Annotated in this window: 15 protein-coding genes; 2 read left to right on the forward strand and 13 right to left on the reverse strand. The window is 64.1% G+C overall.

Annotated elements, in window-relative coordinates; genetic code table 11:
* Nucleotides 1-30: 30 nt before the first annotated feature.
* Genes KP003_RS10995 through prsT form a run of 13 tightly spaced genes read right to left on the reverse strand, consistent with a single transcriptional unit; the run spans nucleotide 31 to nucleotide 16018 of the window.
* Complete coding sequence (locus KP003_RS10995) at nucleotides 31-1560, reverse strand: lipopolysaccharide biosynthesis protein (protein WP_216788305.1); 1530 nt, start codon at nucleotides 1558-1560, stop codon at nucleotides 31-33.
* 32 nt (nucleotides 1561-1592) lie between these two features.
* Nucleotides 1593-2705, reverse strand: a complete 1113-nt coding sequence (locus KP003_RS11000; RefSeq protein WP_216788306.1) for a glycosyltransferase — start codon at nucleotides 2703-2705, stop codon at nucleotides 1593-1595.
* 1 nt (nucleotide 2706) lies between these two features.
* On the reverse strand, nucleotides 2707-3849 hold the full coding sequence (locus KP003_RS11005) for a glycosyltransferase family 2 protein (protein WP_216788307.1): 1143 nt from the start codon (nucleotides 3847-3849) through the stop codon (nucleotides 2707-2709).
* Complete coding sequence (locus tag KP003_RS11010) at nucleotides 3849-4520, reverse strand: exosortase C-terminal domain/associated protein EpsI (protein ID WP_216788308.1); 672 nt, start codon at nucleotides 4518-4520, stop codon at nucleotides 3849-3851. Before KP003_RS11010 ends, KP003_RS11005 begins: the two co-directional genes overlap by 1 nt.
* Nucleotides 4508-5362: an exosortase gene (gene xrt / locus KP003_RS11015; protein ID WP_216788309.1), complete on the reverse strand. Its 855-nt coding sequence runs from the start codon at nucleotides 5360-5362 to the stop codon at nucleotides 4508-4510. The genes KP003_RS11010 and xrt overlap by 13 nt, the downstream gene beginning before the upstream one ends.
* Before the next feature lie 34 nt (nucleotides 5363-5396).
* A complete protein-coding gene (locus KP003_RS11020) occupies nucleotides 5397-6296 on the reverse strand; it encodes an XrtA system polysaccharide deacetylase (RefSeq protein WP_216788310.1) in 900 nt (299 codons plus the stop codon).
* The gene (locus KP003_RS11025) at nucleotides 6293-7534 is read right to left on the reverse strand and encodes a TIGR03016 family PEP-CTERM system-associated outer membrane protein (protein ID WP_216788311.1); all 1242 of its coding nucleotides are present in this window, start codon (nucleotides 7532-7534) and stop codon (nucleotides 6293-6295) included. The genes KP003_RS11020 and KP003_RS11025 overlap by 4 nt, the downstream gene beginning before the upstream one ends.
* Nucleotides 7531-8685, reverse strand: a complete 1155-nt coding sequence (locus KP003_RS11030) for an XrtA/PEP-CTERM system-associated ATPase (protein WP_216788312.1) — start codon at nucleotides 8683-8685, stop codon at nucleotides 7531-7533. Before KP003_RS11030 ends, KP003_RS11025 begins: the two co-directional genes overlap by 4 nt.
* Nucleotides 8686-8703: 18 nt before the next feature.
* The gene (locus KP003_RS11035; RefSeq protein WP_216788313.1) at nucleotides 8704-9561 is read right to left on the reverse strand and encodes an XrtA-associated tyrosine autokinase; all 858 of its coding nucleotides are present in this window, start codon (nucleotides 9559-9561) and stop codon (nucleotides 8704-8706) included.
* Between the two features lie 49 nt (nucleotides 9562-9610).
* Nucleotides 9611-11098, reverse strand: a complete 1488-nt coding sequence (locus KP003_RS11040) for an XrtA system polysaccharide chain length determinant (RefSeq protein ID WP_239027512.1) — start codon at nucleotides 11096-11098, stop codon at nucleotides 9611-9613.
* A 16-nt stretch (nucleotides 11099-11114) separates the two neighbouring features.
* Nucleotides 11115-11921 (reverse strand): polysaccharide biosynthesis/export family protein, encoded by an 807-nt coding sequence (locus KP003_RS11045; protein ID WP_236027002.1) that lies wholly within the window; start codon nucleotides 11919-11921, stop codon nucleotides 11115-11117.
* Between the two features lie 17 nt (nucleotides 11922-11938).
* Nucleotides 11939-13321, reverse strand: coding sequence for a TIGR03013 family XrtA/PEP-CTERM system glycosyltransferase (locus KP003_RS11050; protein WP_217299605.1), 1383 nt, complete (start codon nucleotides 13319-13321; stop codon nucleotides 11939-11941).
* Nucleotides 13322-13372: 51 nt separating this feature from the next.
* Nucleotides 13373-16018: an XrtA/PEP-CTERM system TPR-repeat protein PrsT gene (gene prsT, locus KP003_RS11055; RefSeq protein ID WP_216499844.1), complete on the reverse strand. Its 2646-nt coding sequence runs from the start codon at nucleotides 16016-16018 to the stop codon at nucleotides 13373-13375.
* 444 nt (nucleotides 16019-16462) lie between these two features.
* Between prsT and KP003_RS11060 the strand changes: the two genes are divergently transcribed.
* Both KP003_RS11060 and KP003_RS11065 read left to right on the forward strand, forming a co-directional pair.
* Nucleotides 16463-17101 carry a PEP-CTERM sorting domain-containing protein gene (locus KP003_RS11060; protein ID WP_239027513.1) on the forward strand — a complete coding sequence of 213 codons (639 nt, stop codon included), beginning with the start codon at nucleotides 16463-16465 and terminating at the stop codon, nucleotides 17099-17101.
* A 72-nt stretch (nucleotides 17102-17173) separates the two neighbouring features.
* Entirely contained in the window at nucleotides 17174-17908 is a 735-nt protein-coding gene (locus KP003_RS11065) for a CAAX prenyl protease-related protein (protein ID WP_236027004.1), read from the forward strand.
* Nucleotides 17909-18024: the final 116 nt, after the last annotated feature.

The raw sequence follows: 18024 nt of genomic DNA on the forward strand, positions 1-18024 counted from the left end.
ACCGGGAGCATACCGTGGCGGCTAGCGGCATCACCCCGCCGCTGCCGACCGGTAAAATCGGGCCTTGAACTGGGTGGTGAAATGCCCCCTGGTGTCGGCGGGCAGGGTGAGGAACCAGACCGCGGCGAGGTAGATCGCCCCGCCGCAGGCAAGCTGCAGGATCAACATGGCATAGCCGGAAACAGGGAACAGCCGGGCGAGCAGTTGCGCCGCAGCGACAAAAAAAAGCAAGGGGAGCAACAGGCGCTGCAGCGTCTGCCGGGCGTAATCGCGCAATGAGAGCTTCATCAGCCGGCAGGTCATCACCAGGGTGACCAGGTTGCCGACCACCATGGTCACGGTCGTGCCCAAGGCCGCCCCGGCCACCCCCCAGACCCGGGCACCCGCGATCCCAAGCGGGATGCTGAGCGCGGACATGACGAGCCACACAAGCGCGCTGCGCCCGTGCTGCCCCTGGGCCGTCAGCATGCGGAAGGCGTTGCTGGCCAGGGCGTCGGCGACAAGCCCCACCAGCAGGCAGTAGAGCACCCACCGCCCGGCCACGGCGTAGGACCTGCCGATCCAGAGGGCGAGAAAGGTTTCCCCGTAGTAGAAGATGGCGACCGGCATGGCCAGCGTGACGATCTGCAGCGCAAGCGACGTGTTGAGCCACGACGTCACCAGCTCGTCGTGCACCCCCTTGCCATAGGTGGAGCTGAAATAGGGGGTGAGCGGAAAGCCTATGGCCAGCGCGAGGCCCTTGGCGTAATCGATGAGGCGGTTGGGCATGGCGAAGTAGACTATGGTCCCAAGCCCGAGCACATGACCGATGATGAAGGGGACGCTCTGGTTCTGGAGGCGCCCTGCCACCTGCATGGTGGCGTTCTTGACACCGAAGGAAAACAGTTCCCCGAGCTTGCCCCAGCTGACCGCCGAGCGGGACATGCGGGGAAGCTGCGGATCGAGCTGCACCGCCGCCGCGAACAGCAGGAGTTGCACCAGGGAGAAAAGCGGCTCCAAAAGGGCCAGCACGATCAACCCGCGCCCGGCGTACATCCTGAGGAGGTAAAAGGTGAGCACGGCTCGCAAAAGCGCCAGTACTCCCCGGGAGAGGTTGATGAAATAGTGACGCTGCACCCCCATGAGCGTGGCGATGAACACCTGCTGCGGCAGCACCAGCGCGGCGTTGAGGCCGAAGAGGAGAAACACGGTACCGATGTTGGCGATCTCGCCGGTTTCCCTCCCGCCGACCAGGTAGGGGAAATAGCCGAGCAGGATGAAAGCGAGCACCACCGCGACCCCGACGGCCAGAAAGAAGGCGAAGGAGGTGCTCATGGTACGCCGCATGTCGTCCCTGTCCTCCTTGCCGCTGGCGACGGCGACGAAACGCACCAGCGCAGGCCCCACCCCCAGGTCGAGCAGCCCCATGTACCCCACGACGCTCATCACCAGTTCCCAGACGCCGTAGTCGCGGTTGCCGAGGGCACGGATGACGACCGGGCTCATCACGAACGCCACCAGGATATTGACGGCGTAAAGGATGACACCGGAACAGGAATTGAGGATCAGCTGCTTCTTCACGGTCGCTCCGACTCGTCAGGCGAGGACGGTACTCATACCAGCCCCGCGTAGATGGAAAGATATTTCTGTGCCATGGCCCTGCTGGAAAACCGCTCGGCTACCATGGCGCCGGCGGCGGCTGCCCTCTGCGCGGCTTGGGCGGGATTGCCGAGGACGGCCCGGATTCCGTCCGCCAGCGCAGCGCTAGAGCCTGGCTCGACGAGGACTCCGCAGTTTCCCTCCTGCAAGACCCCGGGAATCCCCCCCACCCGGCTGGCTACTATCGGCACGCCCGCCTGCATGGCCTCCAGCAGCACCATGGGGAGTCCTTCGGTGCGGGAGGGCATGGCGAAGACGCCGAACATGGGGAGATACCGTTTGCCATCGCGGAGGTAGCCCGGCATGAGGAGCCGGTCGGCCACACCGAGCCGGCGTGCCGCTGCTTCCAGCCCACCCCGCTCCCCCCCCTCTCCCAGGATGACCAGGCGGAGGTCGAGCCCGCCGGCAACCAGGGCAGCAAGCGCCTCGAGCAACAGGTCGAACCCCTTCTCCGGTGACAGCCTCCCCAGCGCTCCAATAGTGCACCCGCCCGTGATGAAGGAGACGAGCGCAGGATCGAGCCCTTCCTGGTCCGGCTCCCCCGCCCCAGCGATGCCGTTCTCCACGATGGCGGTGGTCCCGGTAGCCAGGGAACGAAGCCGGGGGTGTTGCAGCATCCCCGCGCTCACCAGGACGACGCGGTCGGCACCGTTTAGCGCCAGGGCGTCCAGGCGTTCGTAGAGCAGCATCCGGTTGAGCCCTCCGGTCCAGGTCCAGCCATGTACCGTGCTTACCAGCGGCAGCCGGCGCAGACAGCGGGGGAGCAGGCCGAAAAAGATGTTCCCCTTGTACCCGTGGGAGTGGAGCAGGTCGACCCCCTCCCGGCGGGCATAGCGCAGGATGGAGAGGACTCCGGCCGGGTTGGGACCGGGCCGCATGCGGAAGGTTTGGACCCGGAGACCGAGCCGCGCCCCTTCCCTTTCGATCTGTTTCTCCAGGCAGCCAGGCTCGCCGATGCTGGCAAGGATCGGCTCCAGCCCCAGGGCCACCTGCTCCCGCATCAGGTTGAGCAGCATCGTTTCCGCCCCGTACAGCCCGCCGCTGTCTATGACGTGCAGGATCTTCATGTCACCCCTTGCGCGGCGCCCAGAGGACCTGCTTCTTGCCCAGCAGGAACTTGCCGCAGGCGTGGGCGGCGGCGATGTTGAGGAGGCAGAAATACCTGCCGAGGGAGAGCAGGCGGCTGCCATAGCCGGCACGCTCCAGGAAACGGGAGCAAAGGGCCAGCAGGTACAGGACGTTTTGCGCCAGGAAAAGCACCCGGTACGGCCAGCCGCCGCCCAAGAGCATGGCGTTGGCCAGGTAGGCGACGGCGAGAAAAACGAAGCAGAGGTAGCGAAGCACCTTGTGCGAGAAAAGCTGCCAGGAAAAGAGCGGGTAGCGCAGCGGGTTCAAAAGCGTCCTCATCTCCCACAGGGCCCAGAAGGCCCGCAGCGAGACCCGCACCCGCATCCGGTACTCGTCGGCGTCCTCCTTGAGGGCCTGTTCGCACAAGAGCGCCTTCGGCTCGTACACCACGCGGTACCCCTGTTCCACCACCCGCAGCGGCAGCACGAAGTCGGGGAGGAGGTCCGGGCCCATGGGGCGGTACAGGGAGGCCCGCACCGCATCGATGCCGCCGTCCACGCCGACCACGGAGCCAACCCGGGTCTCCAGAGCCCGCAGCAGGTTCTCGTAGCGCATGTAGGCGCCGCACCCCTCCCCTACCCCGGTCCCCTCCTCGTTGGCGTAGACCATCTGCCCGGTGACATAGCCGACCGAGGGATCGGCGAAGTTGGCAACCACCTGTTTCAGGGCGTCGGGCGCGTAGAGGGAGTTGGCGTCGGAGAAGACCACGATCTCGCCGCGGGCGAGGGGGATGGCAAGGTTCAGGGCGCTGGTCTTGCCGGCGCGGGGCTCCTGCCGCATGAGCCGGACGCCACGATCGGCGAACCCGGCGACGATGGCATCGGTGCCGTCGGTCGAGCCGTCGGAGACCACCATGATCTCCAGCCTTTCCCGGGGGTAGTCCAGGGCCAGCTTGTTCTCTACTGTTGCGGCGATGACCTGGGCCTCGTTATAGGCCGCGATGACGACGGTGACGGAGGGTTCCCCCCCCCCTTTACTCACCTCGCGTCGCACGACCATGCCGAGGCACGCGGCGGCCAGGGGATACCCGAGGTAGGTATAAAAAATCAGCAGGAGCGAACCGAAGAAGAGTGCTTCCAGCATCAGGAATGTCCTTTGTCCTCCATCTGCCTCACGTAGCGCACGAACTGGGGGTAGAAGTCGTCGATGAACCGGAAGATGCGCTGTCGTGCTGCCTCGGGGGTGCCGGCGCCGACAGGGGCGCTCAGCCTGACGAAGGCGTTGTCCTCCCCCCGCCCGGATATCTTGTCCATCAGCATGGCCAGTTTCTGGGAGTGGGTGTTGGCGGTCGCCTTGTCGTTGACCTGGAACCAGTAGACGATGACCTGCTTCTCCCCCTGCAGTTCGGCCACCATGGACGAGTAGGAGATGGTGTACTGGGGGTGGCTGGTCAGGCGGTAGCTACCGCTGTCGCGCTGGCCGATGGTCCACCCCTGCCCCTGGAAACAGACCAGGGGGTCGTGCGCCGCGCCGACCTTCTTGGCGCTGCGATAATAGCCGACGTAGAGGCTCAGCTCCCCGCGGTCGCGCTGGTAGGCCTGGAAGAGAAAATCGTCCAGGTCGAGGGCCTTAACCACCTTCTGGTCCATGGCGAGTCTCTGGGTGCACTGCCAGGAACCTATGTTTCCAAACGCCGCGGCGAGCGGCTCCTTGCCCCCCGGGGGGGCCTTGCGGGTGGCCGAGTTCGCCCCGAGCGCCGCCAGGATGAGCAGCACGCTCAGAATAATCAGCCGTGCCGGTTTCAACGCTCGCATAAGGCAAGCCCCCTTCCGCACAGGACGAAGAGTCCCAGGGCCGCCAAGAACACGGCCAACCCCAGCATGGTATGAGCGGCGCCCTCGGACAGGTCGAGGTGGCCGTAGTGGAACACGGTCACCAGGACGAAGACCCGCAGGATGTTGACCAGTATGGCGATGGGAACCGCCAGCACGAACAGGATCGCCCGCAGGGCCGTCGAGCGCAGGGTGAGGTAGGAAACCACCGCGCCCAGGGTAAGCAGCGCCATGATGGAGCGCAACCCGCTGCAGGCCTGCACCACCTCGAAGCTCCCACCCGGAAGATGAATCACGTTCCCCTCGTGGTAGATCGGGACACCGAAGAGCGAGGCGAGCGCGACGCTCACCTTGGTGACGATGAGCTGCAGCGGGATGGTCAAGGCGGCGATCACCTGCGCCGGGACCGGGACCATGAAGAACAGGAGCAGCAACGGGAACAAAGACACCCTGAAGACCCGGTAGCCGCATAGGTAGATGGTCCCCCCCCAGATGAAGAAGATCATGGAGAGGGACACCGCGGTCTGCATCTCGGCCCTGCGGGCCACCACGTAGCAAAGAAGCGACAGCGCCGAAAGGACAAGTCCCGATCCGGCGCCGGCAAGCGGCTCGGCGGCGAGACGGGCGCGGTTTTGCCAGAGAAAATAGAGGGCTATGGGGATCACGGCGAAGCCGTGCGAATGGTCGTCGGAGCCGGCCCAAGCGCGCACCAGCCCGGAGAGCACCGGGAGGTAGGCGTACAGGAACGCCCCGGCGAGGATCGCCGAGAAAACCGGGATGGTCGGGTTCATCTTTTCGCTCATTGCCACAGTATCCTCTGCCATGTCTCTTCCATCCCGGGCCGCGCCGCCCCCCCCTTCAGGCCGGAGCATCCAGAAGGTCGCACAGCCTGCCGAAGCCGAAGTCGCCCAGCAGCCGCACCAGGCGGGCCTGGGTCTTGTCCAGGTTCAGGTAGTGGCGGAACCGGCTTTTGGCACCGGCGCCGGCCATCCTGGGCTGCTCCGGATCGAGCTCCCAGGGATGCAGGTAGAAGACGAAGGGGCGCCCCTCGCCGCTGTTGATACGATTCAACCCCCACTTCGTGAAGCCGTAGGGGAAGAAGCGGAAGTACCCCCCGCCGGCGATCGGTATCCCCATGCCGAAGAGGCTCAGCGTGGTGATGGGGAACTCCACCAGATCGTCCCCGCTCTCCCCCCCGAACAGGATGGGGGATTCCCCCGGCACCGGTTCCCACCGCTCCGTCCCCCGCCTGAGCAGGAACGGAAAACGCGGCCAATCCGGGATGCCGTAAAGGTCATGGCGCACGGGAAAGACGCTCGAATCGTAACGGTAACCGGCCTCGGCCAGTTCGTCGAAGGCCCAGGGCGTGCCATGCGCGATGGAGTAGCTTGGGGCGCGATAGCCAAGCACCGCCTCCCCGGTCAGATCCTCAAGGAGCGCCTTACTCACCCGGATGTCATCGCGAAAGGCGGTGCGCCCCAGCCGGTTCACGCGCTGGTGGCCATAGCCGTGGCAGGCGACCTCGTGACCGGCGCGCCGGATCTCGCGCACCAGGTCCGGGCAGCGCCTGGCCACCCACCCCAGCACGAAGAAGGTCCCCCGGATGCCCCGCTTTTCCAGCAGCTCCAGGATGCGCCTCGTGTTCCGTTCCACCCTGAGGGGATAGTCGTCCCAGCGATCCCGGTCCACGCATCCCTCGAACGCGGAGACCTGGAAGTAATCCTCGACGTCCACGGTCAGGGCGTTGACGACCTTCATCTCGTGAGCCTCAGTTCCACGATGACGCGGTTCACCTCGACGCTGTCGGCCGCGCTGTCCAGGTGGTTGCGGTAGCTTATGTGGGTGTAGTTCGTTCCCAGCACCGCATGGCTGGAAAGTGCCCAGTCGAGCCCCGCTCCCCCCACCAGGTGGTAGGGGCGCTCACCGACCAGGTCGCCGTCCAGACGGTCCCCGGAAAGGTTGAGCGACAGGGCCACCCCGTCACGCAGGTCGTAACGGCCGGAAAGCCCCAGCAGCACCTTGCGCTGCACGTCGCGCACCAGCACCTGCTCCTTTTCGTACTTGGAGTAGGAGGCGTTGAAGCTGGCAAAGCCGCGTGCGAAGGCGCGGCTCAAGGTGGCGTAGTGGCTCACGTTCCTGGTGGATAGGGTCTGCGGGTCCTCGGTGTACTGCACCTTGGTGCCGACTGCGGCGGTCAGGACGCCGAAATCCCGGCCGGCCCCGACGTCCCAGAAGGGATCGCTGCTATTGACCCCGCTGTCGAAGCTCTGCCAGTCGTAGCCGAACTTGCCGTACAGGAAGTTGCCGGTGCCGTAGTCGTAGCGAAGCCCGGCATAGACCTCCTGGCGGTCCAGGGCGTCGGTATTGGACGCCACATGGGCAAAGGAGTAGGCGGCCGAAAGGACGAGCCCCTGGGACAGCTCCCGGCTCCACTCCGCGTAACCGTCGTGCTCGGTCTTGTCGATCCCCGTGCCGCTCCAGTATCGGGTGTCCCGGTAGCGGTAACCGGTCTTCAAGGTGGAGTCGCCGGGGAGGTGCCAGCTGAGGTACGGCGAGATCTGGGCGTTGTTCTGCAGGGTCTGGTTCACCACCAGGCTCTCGTTCACCACGTCGCGCGCCACGTTGGAGGAAACTCGGCTGTAGGTGTCGGAGAGATCGAGGTGGAGGAAGTCGTCGAAGAAGCTGAAGCCCCCGTTCATCGAGGCACGGTGGTCCAGCTCGTATCTGCGGCTGTTCTTTGCGAAGTAACGGTAGTCAAGGCCATAGGAGAGATCGGTCTTGAAACCGCCCCCCTGGGCCGAGAGGGCCAGGTTGGGCTGGACCCTGGTGACGAAGTCGGTCTTTTGGGCGCGGGGGCTCTGGAACAGGTTGTCGTTGTACTCTTCGCCCAGGATGATCGAGGGGGTGAAGCGGAAATCGGCGGCCCGAGCCGGTGCCGCAACCAGCAGCGCCAGCGCCCCGGCCGTAGAGGCGACAGTGAAGATAGCAGTTCTCATTTCTTACCTCCCATGCCGACCCCATCCATCAGACGCCGGGCGAAGCCTGCAGCGGGGCGGTCCGGCGCAGAAAGGGCCAGCCCCTGGACGGCGCTGGACACGGTAGCGAGGCGCTCGCCCAGTTCGGCGACCCGTCGTTCCTGCTCAGCGACCCGGTGCGAAAAGTCGGCCTGCATCTTCTGCATGGTCTCGGCTACGCTCTTCAGCGCCTGGGGAAGCCTTGCGGAAAGCTCGTTCTCCATGGTTTCCAGGCGCCGCTCTATGCGTCCGAGCGCCTCCTCCCCCGCACCGCAGGCGACGACGCCTCCCTCCGGCGGCAGGTCGGGACCTCCCCCCCAGTAGGTCCTCTCGAAGTCGAGGTCGGCTCCCACCTCCTCGGTCATCTGGGCGGTGACGGTGCGGACCTCGTCCGCGAAGGCGGCGAGCATGAGGAAATCGCAGATGATGTTCACCAGGCGCGGGATGCCGCGGCTGAACCGGTAGATGAGCTCCACTGCCTCCTCGGTGAAGTGGACCGCCTCGGCGTTGCCGGCGACCTTCATGCGGTGCAGGATGTAGGCCTGGGTCTCGTCCAGTGACAGGGCGTGCAGGTGGCAGCTCACGCTGATGCGCTGGCGCAGCTGCATGAGCCCCGGGCTCGCCATGGTGTCGCGCAACTCGGGCTGCCCCACCAGGATGATCTGCAACAGCTTGTTGTGCGAGCTCTCAAGGTTGGATAAAAGGCGCACCTCCTCGAGGAGGTCGGCCTCCAGGTTCTGCGCCTCGTCGATGATAAGGATCGGGTGATTGCCGGCGGCGTACTGCCCGAGCAGGAAGTCGTTCAGGTCCCTTATAAGGGAGACCTTGTCCTTGCCCGCCACCTCCATGCCGTACTCCTCGTTGATCATGGCCAGGAGCTGCTCGATGCTGACCCGGGTGTTGAACACCTTGGCGAGCACCACGCGCTCGTACTTCTTGCCGATCAGGTCCCGGATGAGCGTGGTCTTGCCGCTCCCCACGTCGCCGGTCAAAAGGAGGAACCCCGCCCGCTCCCTGATGCCGTAGTCGAGGTAGGTGACCGCCTTTCGGTGCGACCGGGAGAGGTAGATGAAATCCGGGTCAGGCACCAGCTCGAACGGTTTCTTGTCAAAGCCGAAAAATTCCAGATACATGGTCTGTCGCCTCACTGGCTACGGCTTCCCCTGGTAATGCTTGTAGTAGGAGTAGCGCTCCTCATGCCCGACGTTGTCCGCGGCGTTGTAGACCACCCCCAAAAGCCCCGGCCCCTTCACCGCCTCGTACGCCTCCAGCACCTCGTCCTGCGAGGCGAGCCGCTCCCTCACCACGAGCAGCACCCCGTCCACGATGTTGGCCAGCGCCCGGCTCTCCGCGAACGGGAGCAGCGGCGGGGTGTCGAAGATGAGGTAGCGGTCCGGGTAGCGGTTCTTCAACTCGTCCACGAGGGCGCGCATCTTCTGCGAGGTGAAGAGCTCCACCGGGTTTTCCACCCGGCTTCCCGAGCGGATCAGCGAGAGTTTGCCCAGGCCGGTCTGCACGATGGCCTGCGGAATCTCCGCCGTCCCCTTGAGGATGTCGGCGAGCCCCACCCCCTGTTCTACCTCGAGGTAGTGGTGCAGCGAGGGGCGACGCAGGTCCGCGTCGACCAAAAGCACGGTGTGGTCCAGCCCCTGGGCGAGGCTCACCGCGAGGTTCAAGGCGGTGAGACTCTTCCCCTCGTTGGGGACGGAACTGGTCACCATGATCGCGTTCCTGAAGGGATGACCGTCGGTCAACTTGACCAGCACCGACTTCAGCTTGCGGTACTCCTCGGCCGCCGGGCTGTGGGGGTCGAGGAGGTTCACCAGGAAGGGGTGCTTGGGGGACAGCACCCGCTCGGGGGAGACCTGCGGCGGAGCGCTTACAGGAGCCGGGGCCGAGAGGTGATGCTGCCGGTCGACCTCGGGCGCGCCCCCCTCGCCCGGTTGTTGCGGGAGCCCTTCCTTTCTCAGCTGGGCGGCTTTTTCCATCGCCATTTCTATTCTGCTCATAAAGACCTCTCTGCCGCCGCGACCCCCGCGCGGGGTGGGCGGCGCCTCGCTAGTGCATCATCCCCTTGATCCCCTGGCTGACCGGCGCCAGGTGGTCCAAAAGCCTGTCCATGTAGGGCAAATCCAACAGCTCCATGGCCGGGAAGACCAAGAGGAGCAGGAAGTAGACGGTGGCCACGGCGAAGACACGCATGGTCCTTCTGCGCAGCTTGAGCGCCTGTTGCAGGTCCAGCATGCGCGGCACCACGGCCAGCACCGGCGCACCCAGCTCCTTGATGAAGGAAACCTCCTTCACCGAGCCGTCCACCTGGTCCCGTAGCGCCAGGAAGCCGAGCCCCCCGACCACCCCCCCCAGTATCCCGGCCAGCATGATCATGAGCCGGTTGGGGCTCGACGGCTTCTCCGGGAGCACGGCCGGATCGACGATGCGGAAGGTGGTCGACTTGTCCTGCACCTCCATCTGCTTGGAGACCTCGGACTGGCCGTGCCTCGAGTAGAGCTGGTCGTAGATCTTCTTCTGGTTCTCGCGCTCGACCTCGAGTTTCGCGAGCCCGGCCTTCGCGCTGGGGATGGTCTGCAGGATCTGCTTGTTCTGGGAGATGTATCGCCTAAGCCCCGCCTCGGCGTTCTTCAAGGCGGCGACCTCGGAATCGATCTTGGCGAGTTCCTGGGGGTCCAGCGGCTGCGGCTCTCCCCCCTTTCTCGCCTTCAACTGCTCCTTGACCGTCTCGATGTCGCTCTTCACCGTCAACACCTCGGGGTAGCTGTCGGTGTACTGCACCCTCAGGTCATCCAGCCGCTTTTGCAGCGCGAGCAGCTTGGACTGCAGGGGGTCGTTGGCCTTGCGGGTCACCTGGCGCATCCCCTCCAGCTGCCTGCGCCTCAACTCCAGGTCGTAGAGCTTTTGCTGGGCGAGGTTGATCTCCTCGAAGAGTTTCCCCTCGTCGATGGAGATGACCCCCCCCTTTTCGCGCTTGTAGGCGTTCAGGTCGTTCTCGGCCTTTTGCAGCTTCACGTTGAAGGCCGCGATCTGCTCGGAGAGGAACTTGGTGGCGTCGTAGGATTCGCCCCTCTTGGAGGAGGTGTTCTGCTCTATGTACAGGCGCACCAGGGTGTTCACGAAGTCGCGCGAGATCCTGGGATCGCTGTGCACGAAGGAGATGATGAAGAGGTTGTTCTTCTCCTTCACCTTGACCGTGATGTTCTTTTGCAGCTCCTTGATGAGCTCCTCGTTGTTCGCCTCCTTGCCGAGGTTCATGTCCAGGCTCTCCATGGTCTTGGTGAGCAGGGCGCGGCTGGTGATGGCATAGGTGAGGACGTTGATGGTGTCATCCATGGAGGGGGTCACGGTGATCCCCTTGACCAGCTCGCTGATCACGTTCTTCTCGATGAAGACCGTGCTCGATGACTCGTACTTCCTGGGCAAGAGGTAACTCACCGCGAAGACGACGGTCATGATGACGAGGGCGCAAAGGACGTAGAGTTCCTTGTGCCTTGCCACGAGCTGCATGTATTTCCTGTATTCGGATTCCTGCACGGCTACCCCCTTCAGCCTAGAAAAAGGCTTCCTTCACCAGGACGTAATCCCCGGCCTTCAGGTCGATGTTCTGGGAGAGGTCCCCCTCCTTGAAGAGCTTCTTGGCCTTCACCTCCAGGGAGCGGGACTGGTCCCCCTCCTTGCGGCGCACCACCACGTCGTTTTGGTCCGCGAACTTGGTGAAGCCGCCCGCCTCCAGGATCGCCTCCATGACCTTCATCCCCTCGCGGTACTCGACGGACTTGGGGGTGTTGACCGCCCCGAGGACGTAGACGTTGCGATCGGTCAGAAGCGGCACGAACAGCGAGTCGTTGGTCTCGAGCGCCAGATCCTGGCTCGTGTCCCCCTGGATGAAGAGCCGGTGCAGATCGACCTTCAATTTCTTGCCGTCGCGCAGCAGATAGGCGTTTTTCAAGTCGGCGGATTTCACCTCAGGAAGCATGCACAAAAGCTGCAAGAGCGTGGTGCGCCTGGAGAGGTCGTACACGTTGGCCTTCACGCCGGAGCCGAAGATGTACACCTTGGAGTTGGTGATCTCGCGCACGGTGACCGTGACGATGGGGTTCTTCACCAGCTCCTTGAGCCTCCCGGCCAGGTGAGTCTGCAATTGGCTCGGGGTGCTGCCGCTGGCGACCACCTCGCCCAGGCCGGGGACGGTGATCTTGCCGTCGGGGCGCACCCGCACCGGGAAGTTAAGCTCCTTCACCCCCCATACCGCGATATCCAGGGCATCCCCCTCGCCGATCACGTAGTCCCCTCCCCACACCGAAAGCGGGAAGCAGCACAGCGCCAAAAGCAAAAGAAACCAGTACCTCGTTCTCATGGCATCCTCCTTTAAACTCATCTCCCCCGCCCGAACAGGACCACCTTCACCGTCTCCATGATGATCTGGGTGTCCAGGAAGACGGAGAGGTTCTTTATGTAGTACAGGTCGTAACGGAGCTTCTCGACGGCGTCCTGCACCGTCGAGCCGTAGGGGTAGCGCACCTGGGCCCAGCCGGTCAGGCCGGGCTTGATGGTGTGCCGCTTGGAATAGTAGTAGATCTCCTGCTTCAGGCGCTCCACGAACTCCGGGCGCTCCGGCCTTGGCCCGATGAAGCTCATCTCGCCGCGCAACACGTTGAAGAGCTGCGGGATCTCGTCGATGCGCGAGTTCCTCAAGAAGGCGCCGACCCGGGTGATGCGGGCGTCGTTCTTCGCGGCCCAGACCGCCCCGTCGCGCTCGGCGTCCTGGCACATGGAGCGGAACTTGTACAGGGTGAAGGTCTTCTCCCCGAGCCCCACCCGCTCCTGGGCGAACAAGATCGGCCCCGGCGAATCGAGCTTCACGGCGAGGGCGATCAGGGGTAAGGCCGGTGCAATCAGCAACAGGCCTGCCAGGGAGAACACGATGTCGATGCAGCGCTTGTAGACGTTGATAAAGGCGGTGCGATGGAAGCCGCGGGAGAAGATGATCCAGCTCGGGGTCATCTCCTCCAAAAGGAGCTTCCCCTGCACCATCTCGTAGAAGGTCGGGGCGTCCAGGACCTCGATGCCGTTTAGCTTGCAGCGCATCATCTCCTGCAGCGGGAGCACCCCCCTCCTTTCGGTCAGCGCCACCACGATGGTCGAGGCCTTTTGTTCCCGCGCGGCCTGGAGCAGATCGTCGCTTTGGGGGAGGATCTGGGAGCGGAACAGCTCGGGCTGGTGCACGGTCTGCTCCGGGCGGTGCCTCTCGTCGCACTCGAGGAAGCCCGCCAGGGTGAAAGAGCCGCTTTGGGAGCTCAGCAGCCCCCCCAACTGGCAGGCGAGGTCGCCGGTGCCAAGGATCAGCACCCGGTGCGCAAAGGGGACCCTGCGGGCCCCGATACCGGAGATCGCGTACCAGGTGAACTGCAGGATGATGAAGAAGCCCAGGGCGAAGAAGAGTACCCCTTGCCCCAGCATCAGTTCGGGAGACAGGTAATAGACCACGGACAGGAAAAAGAACGCGGCACATCCCGCCTGTACGCAGGTCGCCAGGATGTCACGCTTGCGGCTCTCCCTTGGAAGGGTGTACACCTCCATGAGATAGGAGGAGAACAGGACCACGGCAACGAAGAGGGCCGCGGCCATCATCGCCTGGTCGGGCTGCCACTCCGTGTTAAGGACCAGGTCGCCGGACCTGACCCACGCGGCCAGGATGAGGGCCGCCAGGGCGAGCAGGCCGTCGATCAAGATGTAGAAACAAACCCGAAGATCCATAGGCTGCCGTACCGTTTCTCCCTGTGCCAGCGCCGTGCGGCGAGATCGCTGCTATTTCTTCAACTGTGCCAGCAGCGTCTGGGCCGCCTTCCGGTCCGGGTACTCCCCGAACGAAAGCGACTCCTGCAGCGCCTGCTGTGATTTGACGCGGTTCCCCGCCTGGTGATAGGCAAGGCCCAGGTGGTAACGGACCGTAGGGTCGCGCGGCATGAGGTTGGCGGCCCGCTCAAGCACCTTGACGGCATCGCCGCTGTGCCCGTTGCGGTACAGGGCATAGCCGAGGGTGTCCATCACCCCCGCGTTTCCCGGCTCCAACCTGAAGGCCGTGATGGCATACCTGAGCGCCTCCTCCTTCTTCCCATACCCCTCAGCACAGAGATAGGCGAGGTTGTTCAGGGCCGGGACGAAGGAACCGTGTTCCTCGACGATCGAGCGGTAGCGGGAGACGGCCTCCTGCTTTTTGCCTTCCCCCTCGATGAGGCTCGCCAGGGCGAACCCGGCCGCCGCGGAATCGGGCTGGACCTTCAGCGCATCCTGGAAGGCGGCCTGCGCAGCCGGGTACTCCTTCCTGGCGCGGTGCAACTCGCCCAGCATGATGAGCGGCTCGGCGCTCTTGGGCTCCGCCTTGGCGGCCCGGCCGGCCTGCGCCAGAGCCGAGGCGGTATCCCCGGTAAGCTGGTAGACGCTCGCCAGGACGAGGTAGCCTCGGGCGGAGGTCGGATGGCGCGCAATCAGCCTCTGTGCCTGCTGCACCGCGTTGTTCCCTTGCTTGAGGGCCGTGTACGCCTTGATCTTCAAGGCAATCCCGCGGTCCGGGTCGAGGGGCTCCATCTCGTCGGCGACCTGGAGCACCTTCTTGTAATCCTTCAGGGTCAGCAGCAGGAACCCCTTCGCCTCCCGTGGAACGACCGCGCGCTGGTCGGACTGCACGGCCTCGTCGAGCACGGCCAAGGCTTTGCCGGGGTTGTTTTTCTTCTGGTGGTAGGCTGCCAGCGCCACCCACGCCTCGGGAACCCCGGTCCGCGTCGCCTTTTGGTAGTAGGAAAGCGCGTCGTTGTCCTTGCCGGACAGCTCGCTCAGGGCGGCAAGGCCCAGCAGGGCGCGCAGGTTGCCGGGCACCTTGTTGTGGAGCTCGGTGAGTTCTGCCATGGCCCTGCCGTAGTCGGCCCGGGTGGCGTACTGCGCGGAGAGGTTCAGGTAGCTTGCCGGGAAGAGGGGGTCGACCCGCTTCGCCTCGGTGAGGCTTTTCACCCCCGCCGCCTGGTCCCCCTTGCCGAACTGAAGTCCGGCCAGCGCGTTGTAAATGAGAGCGTCCCGCCTGCCCCCGTTGAGCCCCTCGCGCAGCACAGAGATCGCCTTGTCGGTCCTGCCCTGGCGCTGGTGGTAGGCGGCTAGAAGCAGCCTGCTGTTCAAAGCGTCGGGAGCCGCCCTGACCGCCGAGGCGAGTTCGGTCTCACCCTCGGCCCCCTTTCCCCTGCTCAAGTAGAAGGCTCCCTTCTTCAGATGCGCCTGCACCAGCTTGGGATCGAGGGTGGTGGCGCGGTTCAATTCACGCATGCCGTCCTCGAACAGCCCCTGCTGCAGGTAGGCGTTTCCTAGCAGGTTGTGGGCGACTGCATCGGAATCGTCGGCGGCGAGCACCTTCTTTATCTCTGAAACGGCGTCCTCGACGTGCTTCTGGGCGAGCAGTATCTGCGCAGTCATCAGACGCGCCTGGCGTGAGGAAGGGGACTTGTCCAGGATGATGCGGAACTGGCTTAGTGCGTTCTCGAGCTCGCCCTTGCTGTAGTAGCTCAGCCCGAGAAACTGGTAACCGTCCATGCTGGGAGCGAGCTTCACCGACTGTTGCAGCTGCGTGATGGCGTCGCCGTAGGCCTTGCGGTAGTAGCTCACCACCCCCTTGAGACGGTATCCCTCCCCTCTCTTGGGGTATTCCTTGATCATCCGGTCCGCCACTGATTCCGCACTCTCAAGCCGGCGGCGCTCCACCTCGATCAGACCCAGCTTGTACTGCGCGTCCAGGCGCGACGGATCGAGCTGCAGGACCTTCTGGTAAAGGGTCCCGGCGCGGTCCATGTTGCCTGAGCCTGCCTCGAGGCCGGCCAGCATGAACAGGGCCTTGAAGTTCTTGGTATCGAGTTGTACCACTTGGTTCAGCAAAGACTTCGCCTTGTCGGTGTGCTTGAGCACCAGGTGCACCGAGGCGAGTTGCACGAGCGTGGAAGCGCGCCTGGGGTCGGCGGCGAGCGCCCGCTCCAGGAAGCCAAGCGACTCCTGGTACTTGCCGCGCACGGCATAAGCCCCCCCCACCACCTCGAGCCCCTCCGGGTCCCCGGGGCGGCGAGCCAGGTATTTCTGCGCCGTGTCGTAGGCATCGTCACCCTTGCCCATGATCACGTAGAGCCGCGCCAGCTCGAGCAAGGCGGCATCGTGCGACGGGTTCTGGGTGAGCACCTTGAGGTACTCCCTCTCCGCCTGGTCGTTCTTACCCAGATCCGCATACGCCTTGGCCAGTTGCAGACGCGCATCGTAGTAGTTGGCGTCCTTCTCCAGGGCGTTCTTGAAGTAGACCACCGCTCCGGCAGGATTGGCGGCTTTCAGTTGTTTGACCCCCTCCTCGTAGAGAGTTTCCTTGGTCTTGCTGCCGCACCCCGCGATGACCAGCAGCGCCAACAGTATCACAACGACTACTTTCATGGGTCAACCTCCAGACGCCTCCCGGCCTAAAAACCGAAGAATTTTTAAATTAAAATTTACTGTCGGTTTTCTTAACAGAATGGTGTCTCTTTTTCAAGCCTATTCTCGTCTTCTCCCACCGCCACCCGGCAAAGCGCCCAACCTACGACCCTTTACCGCCGCATTCCGCGCCCATCCCGTCCAGGGATTCCGGCCGCCCTCCGCTGCGGCGCGTGGCCACGGCAAAAGGCAGAATCAACCTAAACCGGGAAAAGTACGTCTTTTCCGCCCGGCGCACCCGCGCCGGGAAAATCGTGGCTCCTGTCGATAATTTTTACACAACGGCGCGCCACTGCAAGCCGCGCGGCTCTTTATGAGCTATATCTAATTGTTCTCCCGGCAATGGCACCGCTCTTGCTTTATGTGCGTTCCAATTAATTTTTGTAAATAAAGTGAGGTAGACACATGAAAGGCATGGCGGCATTCATAGCAGGAACCCTGCTACTGCTGGCGACCGAGTACGCCCAGGCGAGCTACATCACCCTGAGCACCACGGATCTGCTGCTGGCGGAGGCGGTCCAGACCAACACCGACGCGTCGAACAGGGGGGATTTTCAGGTGGTTAATTTTTCGCCACCGGGGGTGCTCTTCACGCAGAACATGTCCAGACCATGGAGTGCGGGGGAGGATCCCTTCTACGTTTACTGCTACATCGGCGTCGACGCGGACCTCGTCGGCAAAAGCGACCTAACCGGGGTCGATAGCTTCGAACTGCAGTTGGCGAACGTGAACAACAGTCCCTGGGAGCTCGCGTTGTTCGTGCAGGCGGCGGGGCAAGCGCATCTGACGGAGTACCAGGCGATCCAAAACCACCGCACCCCGCTCTTCGAGCATTTCGCCTTCGACCTCGCCTCGCTTGGCTCTGACGCCTCGGAGATCGAATTCCTGGGCCTCGCCGTGCGCAGCCTGCTGACCGGCAACCCGAGCAACCCCGACGCCTACCACGTGATGGCGGCACCGGTCCCGGAACCGGGCACCGTGCTGCTACTTGGGCTTGGCTGCTTCTGCCTCGCCATCTATGGCAAGCGTCGCAAAAACGCCTGATGCAACAAAGAGGGGAGCGACGCCGCGAGCCCGGCTTTTTTTCAGCCGGCCGATGGACAGGCGGGCGGCGGTATGATAGACCCCTCATCCATGAGAGCCTTTGCAACGGTAAAGCAGTGGCCCGACCGGGGAGCGCTGCCGCGCGTGCTCCCCTTCGCGCTGTTCATCGCCTTCGTCGCCCTGGAAGAAGGGGCGCGTACGGCAGCACTACGGCAGTGGTTCGTCCTGCCGGAGCCGGTGCTTTACGCGCTGTACCCCGTGAAGGCATGTTCCGTCGCGGCGCTGCTCTGGCTGTGGCGTGGCAGCTATCCGGAACTGCACCTTAGGGACCTCCTCGACCTGAAGAGGTCCACCTTGGCAGTAGTGATCGGCCTGATCACCTTCCTGGTCTGGATCAACCTCCAGGTGACGCTGCCCTTGGTGGGGGGGGCAGCGGGGTTCGACCCGACGCTGCTGCCGGAGGGCGCGCCACGCCTGGTGCTGACCGCGGCACGTGTGGCGGGTGCCGTGCTTGTGGTGCCGGTCATGGAAGAGCTCTTCTGGCGCTCGTTTCTGCTGCGCTACCTGATCCACCCGGACTTCGAGTCCGTTCCCCTGGGGAGCTTCAGCTGGAGTTCCTTCCTCGTAGCGAGCGCACTCTTCGCCCTTGAGCACCATTTCTTTCTTGCCGGCCTCGCCGCCGGTGCCATCTACAACCTGCTCCTCTACCGTACACGCAGCCTCGTTCTTTGTGTCATGGCCCACGCCGTAACCAACCTCGTCCTCGCCATGTACGTCCTGCACAGTGGCAAGTGGTACTTCTGGTAGTCCCCGATCGCGGCGGTTCGATAACAGTGTAAAATTTCGCGACAGTCCGTACGTGGCTTATCCGGCGCCCCTGCCCGGTCATGGCGCCGGGCTCCAGATCGCGCGAAACCTTTAAC

The sequence above is a fragment of the Geomonas diazotrophica genome, assembly GCF_019063885.1.
GTDB classification, from domain to species: Bacteria; Desulfobacterota; Desulfuromonadia; order Geobacterales; family Geobacteraceae; genus Geomonas; species Geomonas diazotrophica.

Coding starts and splice junctions, on each gene's coding strand:
- KP003_RS11000 (WP_216788306.1), bottom strand. CDS start 2,705: ATGAAGATCCTGCACGTCATAGACAGCGGCGGGCTGTACGGGGCGGAA.
- KP003_RS11005 (WP_216788307.1), bottom strand. CDS start 3,849: ATGCTGGAAGCACTCTTCTTCGGTTCGCTCCTGCTGATTTTTTATACC.
- KP003_RS11010 (WP_216788308.1), bottom strand. CDS start 4,520: ATGCGAGCGTTGAAACCGGCACGGCTGATTATTCTGAGCGTGCTGCTC.
- xrt (WP_216788309.1), bottom strand. CDS start 5,362: ATGGCAGAGGATACTGTGGCAATGAGCGAAAAGATGAACCCGACCATC.
- KP003_RS11020 (WP_216788310.1), bottom strand. CDS start 6,296: ATGAAGGTCGTCAACGCCCTGACCGTGGACGTCGAGGATTACTTCCAG.
- KP003_RS11025 (WP_216788311.1), bottom strand. CDS start 7,534: ATGAGAACTGCTATCTTCACTGTCGCCTCTACGGCCGGGGCGCTGGCG.
- KP003_RS11030 (WP_216788312.1), bottom strand. CDS start 8,685: ATGTATCTGGAATTTTTCGGCTTTGACAAGAAACCGTTCGAGCTGGTG.
- KP003_RS11035 (WP_216788313.1), bottom strand. CDS start 9,561: ATGAGCAGAATAGAAATGGCGATGGAAAAAGCCGCCCAGCTGAGAAAG.
- KP003_RS11045 (WP_236027002.1), bottom strand. CDS start 11,921: ATGAGAACGAGGTACTGGTTTCTTTTGCTTTTGGCGCTGTGCTGCTTC.
- KP003_RS11050 (WP_217299605.1), bottom strand. CDS start 13,321: ATGGATCTTCGGGTTTGTTTCTACATCTTGATCGACGGCCTGCTCGCC.
- prsT (WP_216499844.1), bottom strand. CDS start 16,018: ATGAAAGTAGTCGTTGTGATACTGTTGGCGCTGCTGGTCATCGCGGGG.
- KP003_RS11060 (WP_239027513.1), top strand. CDS start 16,463: ATGAAAGGCATGGCGGCATTCATAGCAGGAACCCTGCTACTGCTGGCG.
- KP003_RS11065 (WP_236027004.1), top strand. CDS start 17,174: ATGATAGACCCCTCATCCATGAGAGCCTTTGCAACGGTAAAGCAGTGG.